This window comes from Allobacillus saliphilus (assembly GCF_018138385.1).
Lineage (GTDB): Bacteria > Bacillota > Bacilli > Bacillales > Alkalibacillaceae > Allobacillus > Allobacillus saliphilus.
Window position 1 is genome coordinate 1 of record NZ_JAGSIE010000037.1, and the last position, 19,791, is coordinate 19,791.

Sequence of the window (19,791 nt, forward strand, 5' to 3'; positions counted from 1 at the left end):
TTTTTAAGACTAGGAATTTCTTTCATATAATGCGTTTTCTTAAACGAGGAACCCGTGGTTTTTACGTCAAACAAAGCTCGGTTGAACAGAAAGCGTGAACAACCGAAGGTTTGATTAATCATATCTTGCTGGACTTTGTTCGGATAAATGCGAAATTTATAAGCTTTTTTGATAACCAACGGTTGTTCACTCCTTTTTTTGTTTTGTCTGTTTATATTATATAATATTTCTAAACAAAAGAGAACGTTCGTTCTTGGTTTTAGCTAAATTTCGGCATTCATCTCCCACCTAAAACGCTGTCGTGTTTTTGAGGAAGGAGTCTTCTGCCGTCTAATGATAAAATGACCACCAGCCTGGGAAAGACCTTTTTCTTGGCTGGTTTTTATATCTATTCCATTTTCAAAAGACATTTGACTGGAAATGTAAGTAACACAGTCGACCGAATTACTGAATTGAATATCTGAAATCAAAACAATACGATTAATTTCCTTTTCCACCTTATTTTTAGTAAAATAAAGGGATAAGCATGTTGCAGAATAAAGGAAGTGAAAACAATGGCTGAACCAATAGAAATAACAACCGATCAAATTACTTTAGGGCAGTTCCTAAAGTTAGCCAATATCGTTGAATCTGGCGGGATGGTTAAATTATTTCTAAAAGAATTTGCCGTATACATCAATGATGAACAAGATCAGCGCCGCGGAAGAAAATTAAAGCCCGGTGACCTGGTTGAAATACAAGGTGTTGGATCCTATAAAGTCGTCCAATCCAGCGAATAATTCAAGGAGCTTCAACCATGTACATTGAGGAATTATCTTTAGTCAATTACCGGAATTACGATCGCTTAACGCTGCAATTCGACCACAAAGTCAATGTAATTTTAGGTGAAAATGCTCAAGGAAAAACAAATTTAATGGAAGCCATCTATGTTCTTGGATTTACAAAGTCCCACCGAACGCCAAGGGATAAAGAATTAATCCAATGGGACGCGGAGTATGGTAAAATAAAGGGAAGGGTTTTTAAAAAGAATCGTTCTCTTCCTCTTGAAGTTATTTTTTCATCAAAAGGAAAAAAAGCGAAGTTTAACCATATCGAACAAAAACGATTGAGTGATTACATCGGTTCTTTGAATATTGTCATGTTTGCACCGGAGGATTTGAATCTTGTAAAAGGCAGCCCTCAAGAAAGACGTCGTTTCATTGATATGGAAATCGGTCAAATTGAACCGATCTATATTTATCATTTAAATCAATATCAAAAAATATTAAAACAACGAAATGCGTTATTAAAAGATTTGCAAAGAAGACGAACGCAAGATACGACGATGCTACAGATTTATACGGAGCAACTGGCAGAGCACGGCGCAGCCATCTTATTTCGACGTTTTCGTTTCTTAAAAAAATTACGAGAATGGGCCGTGCCAATTCACCTTCAAATTAGTAGAGGTCAAGAGAATCTTAAAATAGATTACGTCTCGAAGGTTGATGTATCAGAATCTATGGATATGGAGAAAATGAAAGATACATATCTAACGGAATATAATCGCAAAGAAGAAAGTGAAATAGAGCGTGGGACGACGTTATACGGGCCACATCGGGATGATTTAGTTTTCACGGTAAATGATCGGAACGTACAACACTTTGGTTCTCAAGGACAACAGCGGACTACGGCATTATCGTTAAAGCTTGCTGAAATTGAGTTGATTTATCATGAGGTTGGTGATTATCCAGTGCTATTACTGGATGATGTGTTAAGTGAATTGGATGATTACCGACAATCCCACTTACTCAATGCGATACAAGGGAAAGTCCAAACATTCGTTACGACGACGAATATTGATGGCATTGCACACGATACGATTCGTGAAGCGGAAATTTTTACAATCCATGAAGGAAAGCTAATTGAGACCGAATGACTGAAACAGTAAGTAGGTCGACAGTTTGAGAGGGGAATTTATCTATGTTTGTTCATATCGGAGATGATAACGTCATCAGAACCGAAGAAGTGATTGCGATGGTCGATTACAGTCTCTTCAGTTCTTCGACGATTATTGAAGAAATGATTTATAACCAACGGAAAGAAAATAATGTGACCGATTCTGCTTATGATGAAGCGAAATCAATTGTCATTACCGTCGATCATATCTATTTCAGTTCCCTATCTGTTTCGACGCTCTCTAAACGAGCTCAAATAGCAGACTTCTTGGATAGTGTTGATGATGTGATGGAAGATTCGGATTAAGTCATATAGCAGCAATTATAGAAAATGAAGGTGAGATTATGTCGATGGAAGATCAAATCAACAAACCAAATGATTATGGCGCCAGTCAAATTCAAGTATTAGAAGGATTGGAAGCAGTCCGAAAAAGACCGGGTATGTATATCGGTTCTACGAGTGAGAGAGGATTGCACCATCTCGTATGGGAAATCGTCGATAATAGTATCGATGAAGCATTAGCGGGATATTGCGACCATATCGAAATCGCAATCGAAAAAGATAACAGTATCTCTGTCACTGATAATGGACGAGGTATTCCTGTTGATATACAAGAAAAAGTCGGGAAGCCTGCGGTAGAAGTTATTTTAACAGTACTTCACGCAGGTGGTAAGTTTGATAGTGATACGTATAAAGTGTCAGGAGGTCTTCACGGGGTAGGTGCTTCAGTCGTGAACGCTCTTTCTGAGTCGCTTGAAGTCTACGTTCACCGTGATGGAAAGCTATACTATCAATCTTATAAACGAGGTGTGCCTCAAGACGAGTTGTCAGTCATTGGAGAAACTGATCTTACTGGTACGAAAATTCATTTTAAACCAGACGGTGAAATCTTTGAAACACTTGAGTTTTCTTATGATTCATTAGTCAATCGGACAAGAGAACTAGCCTATTTAAATAAAAAGCTACGTATTTCCATTGAAGACAAACGGACGGATGAAAAAAAAGATTCATTCTATTACGAAGGCGGAATCCGGGAGTATGTTGAATATTTAAATCGGACACGCGAAGCTCTTCATGAACCAATTTATGGAGAAAATGAGATCGATAACGTCGTTGTCGAGTTCGCAATTCAATACAATGATGGCTATAACAGTAATATTTATTCCTTTGCGAACAACATTCATACAATGGAAGGTGGAACACACGAACAAGGCTTTAAAACAGCACTCACTCGTGTGATCAATGATTACGCTCGTAAAAACAATTTATATAAAGAAAGTGATCCGAACTTAATTGGTGAAGACGTTCGTGAAGGTTTAACGGCCATTGTTTCCATCAAACATTCCGATCCACAATTCGAAGGACAAACGAAAACAAAACTCGGAAACAGTGAAGTTAGTCAAATTACGAACTCTGCCTTCTCAGAGAAATTTACACAGTTTCTATTTGAAAACCCAAGAGTAGCTAAGCAAATCGTAGAAAAAGGTTTGATGGCATCCCGTGCACGGATTGCTGCAAAGAAGGCTCGTGAAGTCACTCGCCGTAAAAATGCTTTAGAAGTATCGAGTTTACCAGGAAAATTGTCGGACTGTTCATCGAAAGATCCAAGTGAAGGCGAGCTTTATATTGTTGAGGGTGACTCAGCAGGTGGGTCAGCAAAACAAGGACGAGATCGACATTTCCAAGCTATATTGCCACTACGAGGTAAAATTATTAACGTTGAAAAAGCACGTTTAGATAAGATTCTTTCCAATAATGAGATTCGTATGATGATTACAGCGTTAGGAACAGGCATCGGGGAAGAATTTGATATTTCTCTTGCAAGGTATCATAAAGTCGTCATTATGACGGATGCGGACGTTGATGGAGCCCATATTCGAACATTACTGCTGACGTTCTTCTATCGTTACATGCGTCCATTAGTTGAACACGGCTATGTTTATATTGCTCAGCCACCATTATACAAAATCCAGCAGGGCAAAAAGGTTTATTACACGTATACAGATAAAGAAATGGAAGAAGTATTGGCTGAACTACCTCAAAGTCCCAAACCAGGTCTACAACGGTATAAAGGTCTTGGTGAGATGAATCCTAGTCAGCTTTGGGAAACGACGATGGACCCTGAAACACGTACGATGCTCCAAGTCACATTGGAAGACGCTATGGAAGCAGATGAAGTATTTGATGTATTAATGGGTGACCATGTTGAACCACGCAGAGATTTTATCGAAAAGAATGCTCAATACGTTAAGAATTTGGATATTTAACGAGTGATTAAAGCCGTTCGAATAAAAGTTTACGGTGGGGTAACTTGCGCAGAGGTGTTGGTCTTTCATTGATTGACCTACCTCTCCGCCTCTCTCCCCTCTCCATGATTTAAAAGGAATCATGCCATGTTAGAAGCTTTTATTCGGACTGGCTTTTGACTCATTCAAGGAGGAGTTATCGTTGGATCAAGAACGTCCAAGAGTTCAAGAAATTAATTTAAGTGATGAGATGAGAACATCTTTTTTAGATTATGCGATGAGTGTTATCGTCTCTCGTGCATTGCCTGATGTCCGGGATGGTTTGAAACCTGTACATAGAAGAATTTTATATGCTATGCATGATTTAGGAATGCATGCAGATAAATCTTATAAAAAGTCTGCCCGTATTGTCGGTGAGGTAATCGGTAAGTATCACCCACACGGAGATTCTGCCGTATATGATGCAATGGTCCGTATGGCACAAGACTTTAACTATCGCTACACATTAGTAAATGGACACGGAAACTTTGGTTCAGTCGATGGTGACGCTGCTGCGGCAATGCGTTATACAGAAGCTAAAATGTCCAAAATTTCGATGGAACTATTGAGAGACATCAATAAAAATACGATTGATTATGTGGATAACTATGATGGCGCTGAACGCGAACCAGTCGTATTGCCAGCTCGTTTCCCGAATCTGCTTGTCAACGGGGCATCAGGAATTGCAGTCGGAATGGCAACAAACATCCCGCCTCACCAGCTTGGTGAAGTAATCGATGCCGTATTGGCAATCAGTAGAAACCCAGAAATCACGATTGAAGAATTGATGGAAAATCATATCTACGGACCGGACTTCCCGACAGGCGGAGAAATTCTAGGTCGAAGTGGTATCCGACAAGCGTTTCAAACAGGAAAAGGTTCAATAACAATCCGATCAAAAGCAGATATTGATGAAGTTAACGGCAAACCGAGAATTATCGTTAGTGAAATTCCTTTCCAAGTGAACAAAGCTAGATTAATTGAAAAAATTGCTGAGCTTGTCCGTGACAAGAAGCTTGAAGGGATTACCGATTTGCGTGATGAGTCGGACCGTGATGGTATGCGTATTGTGATGGAACTGCGTCGCGATGCGAATGCCAATGTCGTATTAAATAATCTTTATAAGCAAACCGCTATGCAAACAAGCTTTGGAATCAACATGCTCTCCCTTGTGAACGGGGAACCAAAAGTAATGAATTTAAAACAAACACTTGAGTACTACTTAGAACACCAGCGTGAAATTATTACACGTCGTACTCAATATGAATTAGATAAAGCACAAGCACGTGCTCACATTTTAGAAGGTCTTCGCGTTGCATTGGATCATTTGGACGCTGTTATCGAATTAATCCGGAAATCTCAAACAGCAGATATTGCAAGAGAAGGATTAATGGAACAATACGGCTTATCCGAAAAGCAAGCGCAAGCTATTTTAGATATGCGTTTACAACGTTTAACTGGTCTTGAACGTGAAAAGATTGAAAATGAATACAATGAAATTATGGCATTGATCGCAGAATTAAAAGCTATTTTAGCAGATGATGAGAAAGTTTTAGAAATCATCCGCGAAGAGCTTACAGCGATCAAAGAACAGTTTAACGATGAGCGCCGAACAGAAATTGTTATCGGTGGAACAGACTTTATCGAGGATGAAGATTTGATTCCGGAAGAGACAATTGTCATTACACTCACTCACCATGGCTATATCAAACGTTTACCACTTACGACGTATCGCTCCCAGAATCGTGGAGGTCGAGGTATTCAAGGCATGGGAACAAATGAGGATGACTTCGTGGAACATTTATTATCTACTTCTACGCATGATACGTTGCTGTTCTTTACGAACAAAGGAAAAGTATACCGAGCGAAAGGTTATGAAATTCCTGAGTTCAGCCGTACAGCGAAAGGGCTTCCTCTTGTAAACGTGCTTGAAGTTGAACAAGATGAATGGATCAATGCTGTCATTCCAGTTAAAGAATACGATGAAGCATCCTCTCTATTCTTTACAACGAAAAATGGCTTGTCTAAACGGACTATGTTGAATCAGTACAAAAACATCCGTCGAGGCGGTCTACGTGCGATAAATTTACGTGAAGATGATGAATTGATCTCTGTCCGATTAACGGACGGCGAGCAACATATCATTATCGGAACGAAAAATGGCTTGGCGATTCGTTTCCATGAAACCGATGTTCGGACAATGGGACGGACGGCAACGGGTGTGAAAGGAATCACCTTGAGAGAAGACGATGAAGTCGTATCCATGGAAATTCTACATGAAGGTAGCGAGGTACTGACCGTTACATCAAAAGGCTTTGGTAAACGAACGCCTGAAGATGAATATCGTCTACAAAACCGTGGCGGTAGAGGAATACTCACTTGTAGATTAAACGATCGAAACGGTCATGTTTCAGCTGTTAAACCTGTATTTGGTGAAGAAGATTTAATGATTATTACTGAAACGGGTGTACTCATTCGTATGGGCTCAGAAACAATTTCTCAGACGAGCCGAAACACACAAGGTGTCCGTTTGATCCGTTTAGGTGATGAAGAAGCTGTAGCTACCGTTGCATTAGTCGAGAAAGAAGAAGTTGAAGAAGAGTTGGAAGAAGAAATTGATGAAGCTGTGGAAGAGAAAGAAGAACAGCTAGTCGATGAAATTGAAGAAGTTGTCGAGGACGATGGTGACCATTCAGGAGAAGAAAATTAAAGTGAGGTGAATCCTCGTGAAAGTTCACCCAGACCAACTGATGCCCGGTTGTCTCTTGACGAAGGATGTGATTGGCAATGCCATTCACCCACTTATTCCGAGGAATACGGTAATTGAACCGATTCATATTCAAGTATTACAAACATTTAAGATTCAAGTCGTTGACGTTGCACCTCGTTTGGTCAACGGAGATGTTTTTCACGTTGAAAAGCGAGTCCAACCAGTTGAAGATAAAAAGAAAAATGAAGAGAATAATCAAGTGAACTGGACCTTTTATGATCATTATACAAACGCTGTGAAGGTTACCAAATCGATTTGCGAAGATTTAATGCGTACGAATCGATTAGATATTCAGCGGGTCCGAAAGTTGATTATTCCTTTGATGAAACAGGCTGTAAAGCAACCAAATTTATTTTTAGAGCTATATCAATATGGTGATAAACAACAATATATTTATCACCATATGGTATCAATCGCTTTGTTGGCAGCTAGTTTAGCGAAGAAATTAAACTATAACGAAGGCGACCGTTTAAAAATTTCGTTAGCAGCTTATTTAAGCGATCTAGGTATGATATCTGAACAACATACAATTTATTTACAAGAACGAGAGTTGACCGAGAAAGAAATCGAGAACATACGCACGCACCCTGTTCTTTCTTATCGACTAATTGAGGATAAGTCATCCATTAGCAAGGATGTGAAAATAGCTGTCTTACAGCATCATGAACGAATGGATGGTTCCGGCTATCCATTGGGTGTTAAAGCAGAAAAGATTCATCCGTTTGCTAAGGTGATTGGTGTCATTGATACGTACCACGCGATGACGTCTGAACGAGCGTATCGGGAGAAGCAATCGATCTTTAATGTCATTGAAGAACTATTGCAACGACAAGCGGGAAAATTAGACGTGCCAACGATCGAAGCGTTAATTCAAAACTATTTGACTCCGCAAGTCGGCACACGCGTGAAACTATCAAATGAACAAATTGGCACGGTCGTCTTTGTGGATGAGTCCTATCCCGCCCATCCTTTTGTTCAATTGGAAGATGCGAGTGAAAAGATTATTAATTTAAAAGAGCAACATCTACACATCGAGGAATTTTTATTAGATCATGAGGCTTGATTAGGTAAGTCAACATCCTTTGAGTCTGAACTCGGGCTCTAAGGATGTTTTTTTATTCATTTAGCTAGTACATAGAACAATAAAAATACTAAAAAAGTTAACAAATGATAATATTTTACCAATGTTTCATGACCTGAAATCATGTATAATAAGAAAGGTAATAATCGTATTACATAAAGAAAAGAACGTTATTTGGAGGAAAAAATAAATGATTAAAACATATAAATCGTTAACAGCTATCGTAATGGCAACTGTTTTATTAATGGCTTCTTTTGTGATGAGTCCGTTAAAGATTCACGCTCAATTGGATAACTTAAGTGCAGAATCAGCCATATTGGTTGATGCCGAAACAGGAGATATCCTTTATGCGAAAAATGCGGATGAGGCTTTGCCACCAGCAAGTATGACGAAAATAATGACCGAATATCTCGTTTTGGAAGCTATTGAAAAAGGCGACATTAGCTGGGATACACGTACAGAAATCAGTGAACTTGCTTACTCTATTTCTGCAAACAATTCTTTTTCAGGTGTAGGCTTACGTTTGGATCATGAATATACAGTTAAGCAGCTTTATGAAGCAATGGCAATCAATTCAGATAACGCAACGAGCATTGCTTTAGCTGAGTTAATCGCTGGCTCAGAAGGTGAGTTCGTCAAAATGATGAATCAGAAGGCTGACGAAATGGGCTTGCCTGATGCTAAATTTGTGAACTCAACTGGCTTAGATAACAAAGATTTAAATGGAAAACATCCAGAAGGAACTGGAGCAGATGATACGAATTTAATGTCCGCGCGTTCAACAGCATTGCTTGCTTATCATCTTGTAAATGATTTTGAAGAAGCATTAGACATTTCAAGCATTCCAAGAAAAGAGTTTGAAGACCAGGAAATGGTGAATTGGAACTGGATGCTTCCTGGAATGGATAGTCAAAACTTCGAACAATTTACGTACGAAGGTATGGATGGATTAAAAACAGGTTTTACGGATTTGGCGGGTTATTCATTCGCTGGAACAGCCAAGCAGGATAACAACCGTTTAATCTCTGTAGTCATGCGTACAGACAGTATTGAAGAACGATTTAATCAAACGGCGAAATTACTGGATTATGGATTTAACGACTTCAGTAAAGAAACATTATTCGAAGCAGGTCACCAAATTGAAGGTGAATCTACCATCCCTGTTTACCGCGGAAAACAAGATTCGGTTCAAGTAGAATCAGCTGAAGCCATTGAAAAAATGGTACGAAACGGCGATCAAGAAAATTATTCCGTCAGTTACGAATTCGATGAAGAAATGTTGAAAGATGGAAAATTAATAGCTCCAGTTGAAAAAGGGACAGAAGTTGGACGTATGGTATTAACGTATTCTGGAGATCATGATTACGGAAATATCGATACGGAAAAAGAAGAGTCATTCTCTGTTCCAGTTGTCACAAGTGAAGATGCTGAGCAATCAAACTGGTTTATCCGATTATTCCAAACCATCGGTGACTTCTTTGTCAGTCTATTCAACAGCATTAAAGGGTTATTTTCATAATAACTTGCAAAATGTGCATACTATCGATATATTAAAGTTAATAGTGAACTGAAAAGCTATGAAAGGAACTAGTAATAGTAAGCGTTTCTTAAGAGAGCTGGTGGATGCTGCGAACCAGTGAAACTCTGCTATGAATCCATCCTCGAGCTGATTGGCGAAAGCGATGCATAAGTCAATCCGGTCAAGCACCGTTAAAGCTTCCGAGTTGGGAGTAACTCTCCAACAAGGGTGGTAACGCGGGTATACAGCTCGTCCCTTTACTTAGGGACGGGCTTTTTTTATATTTAAAAAGGAGGATTCTAAATGTTAGAACTGAAATATTTGCGTAGTAATTTTGACGAGGTTAAACAAAGATTACAGCATCGTGGTGAAGATCTATCCGAATTGGATCACTTTGAAGACATGGACCGTAAACGCCGGACATTGATCCAAGAAACAGAAGAATTAAAAGCACGCCGAAATCAAGTATCTAAAGACATTTCTACATTAAAAAAAGAAAAGCAGGATGCAGATCACTTAATCAAAGAAATGCGTGAAGTGGGCGATCGTATTAAAGCGATTGATCATGAATTAAAGGAAGTTGAGGAAAAGTTGAATCATCTACTCCTCTCTATCCCGAATATTCCACATGAGTCTGTTCCAGTCGGCGAAGATGAAGAAGATAATGTGTTGGACCATGACTGGGGTGAGATTCGCGAATTTGGCTTTGAGCCGAAGCCACATTGGGACTTGGCAACGGAATTGGATATTCTTGATTTTGAACGAGCAGCAAAAGTGACAGGAAGCCGGTTTGTCTTCTATAAAGGCTTAGGTGCACGATTAGAACGTGCCCTATTAAATTTCATGATGGATTTGCATGCCGACCAACATGGGTATACGGAAATGTTAACACCGCAAATTGTTAACCGTGACAGCTTGACAGGGACAGGTCAGCTCCCTAAATTTGCGGAAGACGTCTTTAAGCTAGAAGACCTTGATTATTTCATGATTCCTACTGCAGAAGTACCCGTTACAAATTATCATCGTGATGAAATCATTGATATCGATGATCTACCGAAGAAATACGTTGCATATAGTGCAAATTTTCGTTCTGAAGCGGGTTCTGCAGGGCGTGACACCCGTGGTTTGATTCGACAGCACCAATTCAACAAAGTGGAACTCGTTCAATTTGTGAAGCCTGAAGAGTCATATGAAGCATTAGAAAATCTAACAGGAAATGCGGAGAAAGTGCTTCAGTTATTAAAGCTTCCTTATCGTGTAATGAGCATGTGTACAGGTGATTTAGGATTCACTGCCGCTAAAAAATATGACATCGAAGTTTGGATTCCAAGCTATGAAACTTATCGTGAAATCTCTTCTTGTTCTAATTTTGAGGCATTCCAAGCACGTCGGGCAGGTATTCGTTTCCGTCGTGAGCAAGGCGGGAAGCCAGAATATGTCCATACATTGAATGGATCAGGATTGGCGATTGGTAGAACAGTTGCAGCCATCTTAGAAAACTACCAAGAAGAAGATGGATCGATTACGATTCCAGAAGTTTTACGACCTTACATGGGCGGTTTGGAGAAGATTACAGCACCAGATGCAAAGTAAATTATAAAAAGGGAGCAGGTATTTACCTCCTCCCTTTTTTTACGATTGGCTGGTGAAAACAAAATGAGACGGAGTTACTCCCGCCTTTAATAAACTAATTAAAATCTTATTATGTACGGCAAAATAAGAGCTAAATAAACTTTTTTCGAAAAAAATCGCTAATTCGGTTGCTTAAACTTTTCGCATATGATATATTTTTAAAGTGTCAGCCAAACGGAGGAGTACCCAAGCCTGGCTGAAGGGAGCGGTCTTGAAAACCGCCAGGGGCTTTGCGGCCCGCGGGGGTTCGAATCCCTCCTCCTCCGCCATAATATTACAAGCCAAGCAGGCTAGTCTTTGTAAAAGGACTAGTCTGTTTTTAATTTATTGGGAACTTTTAACGGTTGCTCTCTTCTTCCTTTATCTTCAACATTCATTAGCTTAGCTTCAACATTTAACAAAAAAAGCACCGACCGAAGTCAGTGCTTAGTTATTAATATGATTGTCTTCCACATCACTTGACCAAGATTATGATCGAATCAACTTTCTAGATGTTTGAATCGATTTGCCAATCCGTTCTAATAACGGGTCGATCGATTGTTCGTGATTCAAAAGATCATAATCATTAATGTTCACTCGCATCACTGGGCATGTATTAAAATTATCAATCCAATGTTCATATCGGTCGTACATCTCTTTCCAGTACTCCACAGGTGTTTCTTGTTCCATCTTTCTTCCACGAGCTTGAATTCGGTCAAGTATATCTTCGAAAGAACCTTCCAAATAAATGAGTAAATCTGGATGCGGAAAATATGGTGTCATGACCATGGCATCAAAAAGATTTTTATACGTATCGTAATCCGTAGGGGTCATCGTCCCTTTATCGTAATGCATTTTGGCAAATATGCCTGTATCTTCATAAATGGATCGATCTTGGACAAAACCACCACCATATTCAAAAATTCTTTTTTGCTCCTTAAACCGTTCTGCCAAGAAATAAACTTGCAGATGAAAACTCCAACGCTCAAAATCTTTATAAAATTGATCTAAATAAGGATTTCCGTCAACTTTTTCGAATGATGTTTTAAATCCTAATTCGTTCGCCAGTGCAGAAGTCAAAGTAGATTTCCCTACTCCCACAGTGCCGGCTACTGTAATGACAGCATTTGACGGTATGCCAAATGTCGTTAATTGACTCATGAAATAACTTCTCCTTTAAATATATGTTTTTCAATCAATGAGAGAATCTCATCTAGATCTGAACTATTTTTAACGAAATCCAATTTGTCACCATCTAATCGGATGACTGGAATGTCTGGATGGTTTTGTTCAAATTCATCCATAAAATCCTCATAATCTTGCCTGATTTGTTCCAAATAGGAAGCTTGAATATTTTGTTCGACTTCCCTGCCTCGAAGCTGTATACGTTCAATTAAGGTATCTAAACTAGCTGTTAAGTAAATAAGTACGTTTGGTTTAGGATGTCCCTCGGTGAGAATATCATAAATTTTCCGGTACTTTTCGTATTGTTCTTCTTTTAAAGTACGTTTTGCAAATATGGTATTTTTAAAAATGTGATAATCAGATACAACTGGCTTTCCAGCGTTTAAATAATGCTTTTGAATGTCTTCCAATTGTTTATATCGATTGCAAAGGAAAAACATTTCTGTTTGGAAACTCCATTCATCAATATTCTCATAGAACTTTTCGAGAAATGGATTTTCTTCAACGATTTCCCGTAGTAAATGATAGTAAAAATGAGAAGCTATTTTATTTGAAAGAGAAGTTTTTCCTACTCCAATTGGTCCTTCAACAGCGATAAAAGGTACTTGTTGATCCATATAAATCCTCCATTCATCTCCTGAAAGTTCATTGTCTTATCATCATACCAAAAAACATATTAAAATTGGACGGTTTTCGACAAATAGAAAAATTGATTATATATCCTATTTGACTCACCTATACCAAAAAGTAGCACGTACATAAGGTAGTAGTGAATCAAAAAAAATAAGAGGTGATTATATGGGATTTTATGAAGATGATTTAGAGCCTTCTTTTAATGAAGGTGATTGCGGAGGATGTAAAGGCCATTGTGACGACCACGATTGTGTATGTAGAATTTTACGGAAAATCGCTAGAGTTCAAGATGCCACAAATAACGACGGCGATTGCCAGTATGGTTGTAAGCAATCCATTGAGAACTTGCTGTCACCAACTCAGAATGTCAGTGGAAATGACACGGTTCCGTTCATTCTATACTGTAAAGGAGATTGTGATCCCTTTATCGGTCAAAGCGTCCTACAAGCAATGTCGGGAGGAAATCGTGTTTTTCAATGTTTTGAATCACCAATTTTCCGCGTAAATAAAGTAAAAGACAATTGCTGTGCAGAAATTGAGTTATTGCTTCCAGTGACAATGGGAGGCTCCACTCCTGGACCTGGTGGAGATGATGTATGTGACTATTTCCCTGGCAATTCAATTCGAAACCTTCAACGTACAGGAATCTGTATTACAGTCGATTTGAAAAAATTCATGGGTGTTGCATGCTTAGAGCCAGTTCAAACATTACCAGTATCTGAATTTCGCGCCAGACTCAGAAGTAATTCCACTAGCGCAGCTGAATAGCATCTAATGTTTTATCCCCTTTTTAAAGTCAAGGCTGTTCCTTGGGGAGCAGCCTTTTTTTGAATGAACTTATATATACATATATTTACTCATTTTGTGGAATGAAACTAGTATAGATATAATGAGTATGAAAGGTGGATCGACAAAATGAAGCGTTTATCGGTTGAAGAGTTGGCTAAAAAAGTTTTGAACAAAGAAGCAACAGTGCTATTAGATGTACGTAGTACTGAGGACTTTCAGGATTGGAAGGTTGAAAGTGACCATTTCCAATACGTGAATCAACCATTTTCTTCTTGTAATGGGAATGTCGACCAAATTGCTTCAGATTTGCCTAGTAAGGACCAAGAAATCGTTGTTATTTGCGCTCGAGGAAATAGTTCACAAAAAGCGGCTAAGGCTCTTGTAGAAGCAGGTTATGAAAATGTCTACTCAGTCGAAGGTGGCATGCGTGCTTGGAGTGAGCATTTAGAGCCGGTCAAAATCGGAAATTTAAAAGATGGCGGAGAGTTGTACCAGTTCGTTCGTTTAGGAAAAGGCTGTCTATCATATGTCGTTATGAAAGATCAAGAAGCGATTATTATCGATCCGGTACGTATGACAGATAAATTTATTGAATTTACGAATGAAAAAGGTGTAACAATCAAACATGTCATTGACACTCATTTGCATGCTGACCACATTTCTGGCGGACATGAATTGGCTAATAAAGCGAATGCAACGTATTGGCTACCTCCAGATGATGCAGATGAAGTCGTATTATCTTATGAACCTTTAAAAAATCAAAGTGAAATTAAGATTGGTGATTCGCCGGTTACCATTCAAGCCGTTTATTCACCAGGGCATACGAAAGGTTCTACCTCTTTATTGGTTGATGAACAATATTTATTAAGTGGAGATATTTTGTTTATCGAGTCAATCGGGCGCCCCGACTTGGCAGGGAAAGCAGATGCCTGGGTCAATGATCTAAGAAATACATTATACGAAAAGTACCCTGACTTTTCAGATGACCTAATCGTATTACCAGCCCATTATTCGTCTATCGATGAATTGAATGAAGATGGAGCAGTGGCGGAGAAATTAGGTGTCTTATATGATAAAAATAAAGGATTACAAGTGAAAGATGCAGAAGAATTTCGTCGGATGGTCACTGAAAACCTTCAACCACAACCGAATGACCATGAACGAATTCGCCAAGTCAATATGGGGAAAGGAAGTCCTGATCAAGAAGAAAGAAGAGAAATGGAAATCGGTCCAAATCGTTGTGCGGTATAGTGATTGTAAAAGTAACACCCGTAGTTGATAAATCAACTACGGGTGTTTTTCAGTTCTTATTTCGTTTCAACAAATTCAATAAACGACTCCATTCTCTGATCAAGAAATTCGAGTGTGTTTTGATCGGTCACTTCACCTGTACCTTCATCTATTTTTGTTTGAGCAGTTGTAATCGTTACTTCATTTGCTCCTGGCGGAAGTACATTAGCTCTTAAGGCACTCAATACTTGTCTAAGTTGCAGTTGTGCACGTAGAGTTCCTGCGTTACTGATTGAAGCACCAAGAATCATCACCTTTTTATCGATGAATACTTTATCGACACGAGAAGCCCAATCCAGTGCGTTTTTCAGTACACCGGGAATAGACCAATTATATTCAGGTGTAATAATAATTACAGCATCCGCTTCTTTAATATTTTGTTTGAAGGTTTGAACGGCTGCTGGCGGATTGTGCTCATCATCTTGATTGTAAAAGGGAATATCTTGTAGTTCGGCAATGTCTAAAGAAAACTTATCCGAATATCTTTGCTGCATAGCCTTAGCTAAGTGCATATTATATGATTTTTCTCTAAGGCTACCTACGATGGTAAATATGTTCATTACTGATCCTCCTATAGCGATCTAAGTTGCTGAAAAAATCCACCATCTAGTATATCATTGATTAACTACATTTCCACTTTGACGATTTTCACGCGGATTACTTTGGCACAATCGTTTGATTTAGTTCCTCTGGTGTCATATCAAAAAATTGCGGATCATATAAATGGCACGCTACATAGCGTCCTTCTTCTGCTTCGAGCCATTTTGGTGTTTGTTCTGCACATATATCCCTTGCGAAAGGACAGCGTGTACGAAAGACACAGCCAGAGGGCGGATCAATCGGACTTGGTAATTCGCCCTTTAAAATGACGCGAGACCGCTGTTCTTCTACTTTTGGATCCGGGATAGGAACAGCAGATAGTAAAGCTTGTGTGTATGGGTGAAGCGGTTTTTCATATAACCGTTCACTGTCTGTCAACTCGACGATATGTCCGAGATACATGACAGCAATTCGATCTGAAATGTGTCGCACCATCGATAGGTCATGTGCAATAAATAAGAATGTTAATCCTTTTTCTTCTTGCAAACGCTCTAATAGATTAATGATTTGCGCTTGCACTGAAACGTCGAGTGCTGAAATCGGCTCATCACAAATAATAAACTCTGGCTCTAACGCTAACGCACGTGCAATACCAATCCGCTGTCGTTGGCCACCACTGAATTCATGGGGGTAACGAGTAGCATGGTCACGATTTAATCCTACTTCTTCCAATAGTTCATAAATACGATCCTGTCGTTCTTTTTTATTTTTGTATAAACCATGGACTTCCATCGGTTCAGCGATAATTTCTTTGACAGTAGAACGGGGATTTAATGATGCATAAGGATCTTGGAAAATCATTTGCATCTTCCGGAAATAGTGAAGACGGTTCTTTTCGGAGATTTCATGAACATCTTCTCCATCATAAAGAATTTCACCATCCGTTTTTTCGTATAGGGTGAGTAAGGTTCTTCCAGCGGTTGACTTCCCACAGCCTGATTCGCCGACTAGGCCAAATGTTTCTCCTTTGTAGACATCAAATGAAATACCATCCACTGCTTTTAACGTTTGTCCTCGCCCGACACCAAAGTGTTTTTTTAAGTTTTTCACTTCTAAAATTGGTCGATAGCTCATCTCATTATTCCCCCGGTGTTTTATGATATCTTCGTGCCATGCGGAATTCTTTCTCGTATTTGGTTCCTTTTAAAGGAGTAATTTCGATTCCTTTACCGGTCAATGGAGCGTGAATCATTTTATCGTCTCCATAATAAATACCGACATGCGTAATTTTTTCAGGCGTTTCTTCTTTGGCGAAAAATAATAAATCACCAATTTCCAGCTCATCTCTTGAAACTTTTGTACCTTCTTTTGCTTGATCACTTGCGTCACGTGGGATTTCATACCCTTGTGCTTTATGCATGTTGTAACTAAAACCTGAACAGTCATAACCGAAGGCACTCATGCCACCCCAAAAGTATGGCAATGATAAAAATTGCTTGCCGGTTTCAACAATTTCTTTTCCACTGCCTTTGGCCAAGTCATGAATCGATGAGGCAATCACTACATCTTTCTTATATAACCAACCTTCACTGGATGGTGTTTGAACTTTTACTTTTAAATCTTCGTGTTCAATAATTGGCAAGTAAGTCATGAAGCTTAATTGAAAGATAGGTTTATCATTATCGTCGATTAAATTAGCTGCTTTTTTCGTAATAACAGCAACCTCATCTCTGTTCCATAATTCATGCTTAACTTCTTTTAGCTGTATAGACGGGACCCAACCAGGGTAGCCACGCTCATCTTTCCCGGAAGGTTGTCTGACAGCGATAATTTTAGACCAATCACCATCCGTTTCGTCCACGATGACTTCTTCGCCATACAATAATTGCGATTGAACAAGATTGTCATCACATAGACCTTTGCGTAATTCAAAGCTCAATGCGTCATACCAGTCATCTAATAATACAGGATTGGATATGCCAGGCTGATCAATTTCTCTTGGAGAAGAAGGGCTTGTCCAAATGGTTGCTACTGGAACATTAACGACCCAAGTTGTTTGTTGTTCACTCATGATATTGTTCCTCCCTTTCACTGGAATGCTGTTGTATCGAATGAATACCTAATCCAGTATCTTTTGAAAAATAAATATGGTTACGTTTGTATGTTACTCCACCATTTATGAGGTCTTCTTTTAGCATTAATGGAGCATCAAAATCAAAACGGGTGATATTCGGTTGACTTGCTGCGAAATGTGCAGCGGCTGAAATACCGAGTTTCGTCTCAATCATGCTGCCGACCATACACGGAACACCGAATGCTTCAGCGAGTTGATTAATTTTAAGTGCTTCGTGTATGCCTCCTGCCTTCATTAGTTTAATGTTGATTAAATCAGCTGCGCCCATTTCCAGCACCCGTCTAGCATCTATTGATGTGAAAACAGCTTCATCTGCCATAATTAATGTTTCTGAATGTTCAGTAACTTGTTTTAACCCTTTCAAATCATGATATTTGACCGGTTGTTCAACAAGTTCGATGTTTAAATCTAAATCTTCCATTTTACGAATTGCGTAAATTGCTTCTTTTACAGACCAACCTTGGTTTGCATCAAGCCGGATTGTCGGCTGATCACCGACTTTTTTACGAATGGCTTTAATTCGCTCAATATCTTTAGCAATTTCATCTTTACCTACTTTAATTTTTAGTAGATTGAATCCATCTTTAATATATTGTTGTGCGTCGTCTGCCATTTCACTAGGATCATTGACACTGACCGTATAATCCGTCTCTAGTTCGTCACGATAGCCACCGAGTAGCTTGTATAACGGTAAGCCCGTTTGCTGGGCGAAACAATCGTATACAGCCATGTCCAAAGCAGCCTTTACACTCGTATTGCGAATCATAGATTGATGTATCATTTGCATGATTTCTTCAAATTGATCAATCGGCTTTCCGATTAAAAGCGGTTTGTAGATTTGGTTAATCGCATAATCAATACTGTGAAGCGAATCCCCAGTGATGACATGGGTTGGTGGTGCTTCACCGTACCCATTGATACCGTTGTCGGTAGTCACCTTGACGTACACGGATTCAGCTTCGATGACTGTCCGTAATGCTGTTTTGAATGGTTTTTTTAAAGGAATTTTTACTGTATAAGTTTCGATCTCTTGAATCAGCATAGCGTATATAGCCTACTTTCTTAAATTCTATGATTCTTTAACACCTGGTTGGATGGATAATGATTTATTTTTAGTCGATAACGTTGCCCGAGTGCCAAGTGGTATAGCAAAATGAGGCTGGCAATGACCAATCTGAAAACCTTTCATTACCGGTTTTTTTAATGATTGAAAATAATCGTTTAGAACAGTTTCCAATGATAAAGATGGCTTTCTCGTTGGTACTGCGTTTTTAAAATCGCCGACGATAATCCCAGCCGCATCATCTAATTTTCCAGCATGCATTAATTGGGCTAGATAACCGTCAATCCGATAAGGTTCTTCGTCAATGTCCTCAATGAACAGCAATTTCCCTTTCGTATCGAGTTCATATGGACCACCAAGACTGCTTGCAATTAACGTTAAATTTCCTCCAACAATTTCGCCTTCAGCTTCCCCTTCCGCTAGTACTTCTAATGTGGAAAAGGATTCATCGTACACGAGTGAAGTCGGTTCAAATAACTGGTTGAATTGTTTTTTGGAAAGTGGATGAAAATCATCCTTTCCGACATCGGATGCTAGCATCGGTCCGTGGAAAGTGACGAGTCCTGTTTCTTGGCGAATGGCTGTGTGCAAATAAGTTAAATCACTATATCCCCAAAAGATTTTCGGGTTCTTTTTGATTAATTCATAATCTAGCCGGTGGGCGATTCGGGCGGTTCCATAACCGCCACCTGCAAAGATAATTCCCTTAATGGAATCGTCTGCAAACATGGCATGTAAGTCTTCTAATCTTTCATCATCGGTACCAGCTAAATAGCCATGGACGTTTTTGAGATGTTTTCCTTCTTGAATAGATAATCCAAGACTCTCAATAAATGCTTTTGATTTTTGATAGTTTTCGATATTTGGTGGGCTAGCCGGGGCGATCACCCCAACCGTATCCCCATGTGTTAAAGGTTTAGGTAGCATTATATAGTTACTCCTTCGGTTAAATAATG

The 19,791-nt window shown here is 39.1% G+C and carries 19 protein-coding genes, 1 tRNA gene and 1 other annotated feature; of the genes, 11 read left to right on the top strand and 9 right to left on the bottom strand.

What is annotated here, in order from left to right; all coding sequences use genetic code 11:
* The coding region (locus KC820_RS13310; RefSeq protein WP_236782657.1) for a helix-turn-helix domain-containing protein at positions 1-179 on the bottom strand (179 nt) is incomplete at its 3' end.
* A gap of 84 nt (positions 180-263) precedes the next feature.
* A complete protein-coding gene (locus KC820_RS11395) occupies positions 264-497 on the bottom strand; it encodes a hypothetical protein (protein WP_212371143.1) in 234 nt (77 codons plus the stop codon).
* Positions 498-554: 57 nt separating this feature from the next.
* Between KC820_RS11395 and yaaA the strand changes: the two genes are divergently transcribed.
* The 9 genes from yaaA to KC820_RS11440 all read left to right on the top strand — a co-directional run bounded on the left by yaaA (position 555) and on the right by KC820_RS11440 (position 11,491).
* On the top strand, positions 555-779 hold the full coding sequence (gene yaaA / locus KC820_RS11400; protein WP_144089110.1) for a S4 domain-containing protein YaaA: 225 nt from the start codon (positions 555-557) through the stop codon (positions 777-779).
* 17 nt (positions 780-796) lie between these two features.
* On the top strand, positions 797-1,915 hold the full coding sequence (gene recF, locus KC820_RS11405; protein ID WP_212371145.1) for a DNA replication/repair protein RecF: 1,119 nt from the start codon (positions 797-799) through the stop codon (positions 1,913-1,915).
* Positions 1,916-1,959: 44 nt separating this feature from the next.
* Positions 1,960-2,241 carry an extracellular matrix regulator RemB gene (remB, locus tag KC820_RS11410; protein ID WP_212371147.1) on the top strand — a complete coding sequence of 94 codons (282 nt, stop codon included), beginning with the start codon at positions 1,960-1,962 and terminating at the stop codon, positions 2,239-2,241.
* Between the two features lie 38 nt (positions 2,242-2,279).
* Positions 2,280-4,202 carry a DNA topoisomerase (ATP-hydrolyzing) subunit B gene (gyrB, locus tag KC820_RS11415; RefSeq protein ID WP_212371150.1) on the top strand — a complete coding sequence of 641 codons (1,923 nt, stop codon included), beginning with the start codon at positions 2,280-2,282 and terminating at the stop codon, positions 4,200-4,202.
* 229 nt (positions 4,203-4,431) lie between these two features.
* Complete coding sequence (gyrA, locus tag KC820_RS11420) at positions 4,432-6,930, top strand: DNA gyrase subunit A (RefSeq protein ID WP_236782659.1); 2,499 nt, start codon at positions 4,432-4,434, stop codon at positions 6,928-6,930.
* 16 nt (positions 6,931-6,946) lie between these two features.
* On the top strand, positions 6,947-8,053 hold the full coding sequence (locus KC820_RS13555) for an HD-GYP domain-containing protein (protein ID WP_144089114.1): 1,107 nt from the start codon (positions 6,947-6,949) through the stop codon (positions 8,051-8,053).
* A 208-nt stretch (positions 8,054-8,261) separates the two neighbouring features.
* Positions 8,262-9,590: a serine hydrolase gene (locus KC820_RS11430; RefSeq protein ID WP_144089115.1), complete on the top strand. Its 1,329-nt coding sequence runs from the start codon at positions 8,262-8,264 to the stop codon at positions 9,588-9,590.
* A 49-nt stretch (positions 9,591-9,639) separates the two neighbouring features.
* Positions 9,640-9,850 (top strand) — a binding site (T-box leader).
* A gap of 43 nt (positions 9,851-9,893) precedes the next feature.
* Positions 9,894-11,183, top strand: coding sequence for a serine--tRNA ligase (gene serS, locus KC820_RS11435; protein ID WP_144089552.1), 1,290 nt, complete (start codon positions 9,894-9,896; stop codon positions 11,181-11,183).
* A 215-nt stretch (positions 11,184-11,398) separates the two neighbouring features.
* A tRNA-Ser gene (locus KC820_RS11440) sits at positions 11,399-11,491 on the top strand.
* Positions 11,492-11,690: 199 nt separating this feature from the next.
* On the opposite strand, the gene KC820_RS11445 is transcribed toward KC820_RS11440, so the two are convergent.
* Positions 11,691-12,362 carry a deoxynucleoside kinase gene (locus KC820_RS11445; RefSeq protein WP_144089553.1) on the bottom strand — a complete coding sequence of 224 codons (672 nt, stop codon included), beginning with the start codon at positions 12,360-12,362 and terminating at the stop codon, positions 11,691-11,693.
* Positions 12,359-13,003 (bottom strand): deoxynucleoside kinase, encoded by a 645-nt coding sequence (locus tag KC820_RS11450; RefSeq protein ID WP_144089554.1) that lies wholly within the window; start codon positions 13,001-13,003, stop codon positions 12,359-12,361. The genes KC820_RS11445 and KC820_RS11450 overlap by 4 nt, the downstream gene beginning before the upstream one ends.
* Positions 13,004-13,184: 181 nt before the next feature.
* On the opposite strand from KC820_RS11450, the gene KC820_RS11455 reads away from it, so the two are divergent.
* Together KC820_RS11455 and KC820_RS11460 are read left to right on the top strand one after the other, a co-directional pair.
* Positions 13,185-13,787: a CotY/CotZ family spore coat protein gene (locus KC820_RS11455; RefSeq protein ID WP_144089555.1), complete on the top strand. Its 603-nt coding sequence runs from the start codon at positions 13,185-13,187 to the stop codon at positions 13,785-13,787.
* A gap of 147 nt (positions 13,788-13,934) precedes the next feature.
* On the top strand, positions 13,935-15,059 hold the full coding sequence (locus KC820_RS11460) for an MBL fold metallo-hydrolase (protein ID WP_212371152.1): 1,125 nt from the start codon (positions 13,935-13,937) through the stop codon (positions 15,057-15,059).
* A gap of 56 nt (positions 15,060-15,115) precedes the next feature.
* Here the strand turns inward: KC820_RS11460 and KC820_RS11465 are convergent, their stop codons facing one another.
* From KC820_RS11465 to KC820_RS11485, 5 genes are all read right to left on the bottom strand, one after another.
* Positions 15,116-15,658, bottom strand: a complete 543-nt coding sequence (locus KC820_RS11465; protein WP_212371154.1) for an NADPH-dependent FMN reductase — start codon at positions 15,656-15,658, stop codon at positions 15,116-15,118.
* 97 nt (positions 15,659-15,755) lie between these two features.
* Positions 15,756-16,772, bottom strand: a complete 1,017-nt coding sequence (locus tag KC820_RS11470; RefSeq protein WP_212371157.1) for an ABC transporter ATP-binding protein — start codon at positions 16,770-16,772, stop codon at positions 15,756-15,758.
* A gap of 4 nt (positions 16,773-16,776) precedes the next feature.
* The gene (locus KC820_RS11475) at positions 16,777-17,709 is read right to left on the bottom strand and encodes a C40 family peptidase (protein ID WP_212371158.1); all 933 of its coding nucleotides are present in this window, start codon (positions 17,707-17,709) and stop codon (positions 16,777-16,779) included.
* Entirely contained in the window at positions 17,702-18,814 is a 1,113-nt protein-coding gene (locus KC820_RS11480) for a mandelate racemase/muconate lactonizing enzyme family protein (protein ID WP_212371160.1), read from the bottom strand. The genes KC820_RS11475 and KC820_RS11480 overlap by 8 nt, the downstream gene beginning before the upstream one ends.
* Positions 18,815-18,841: 27 nt before the next feature.
* Entirely contained in the window at positions 18,842-19,762 is a 921-nt protein-coding gene (locus KC820_RS11485) for a S66 peptidase family protein (RefSeq protein ID WP_212371162.1), read from the bottom strand.
* Positions 19,763-19,791: the final 29 nt, after the last annotated feature.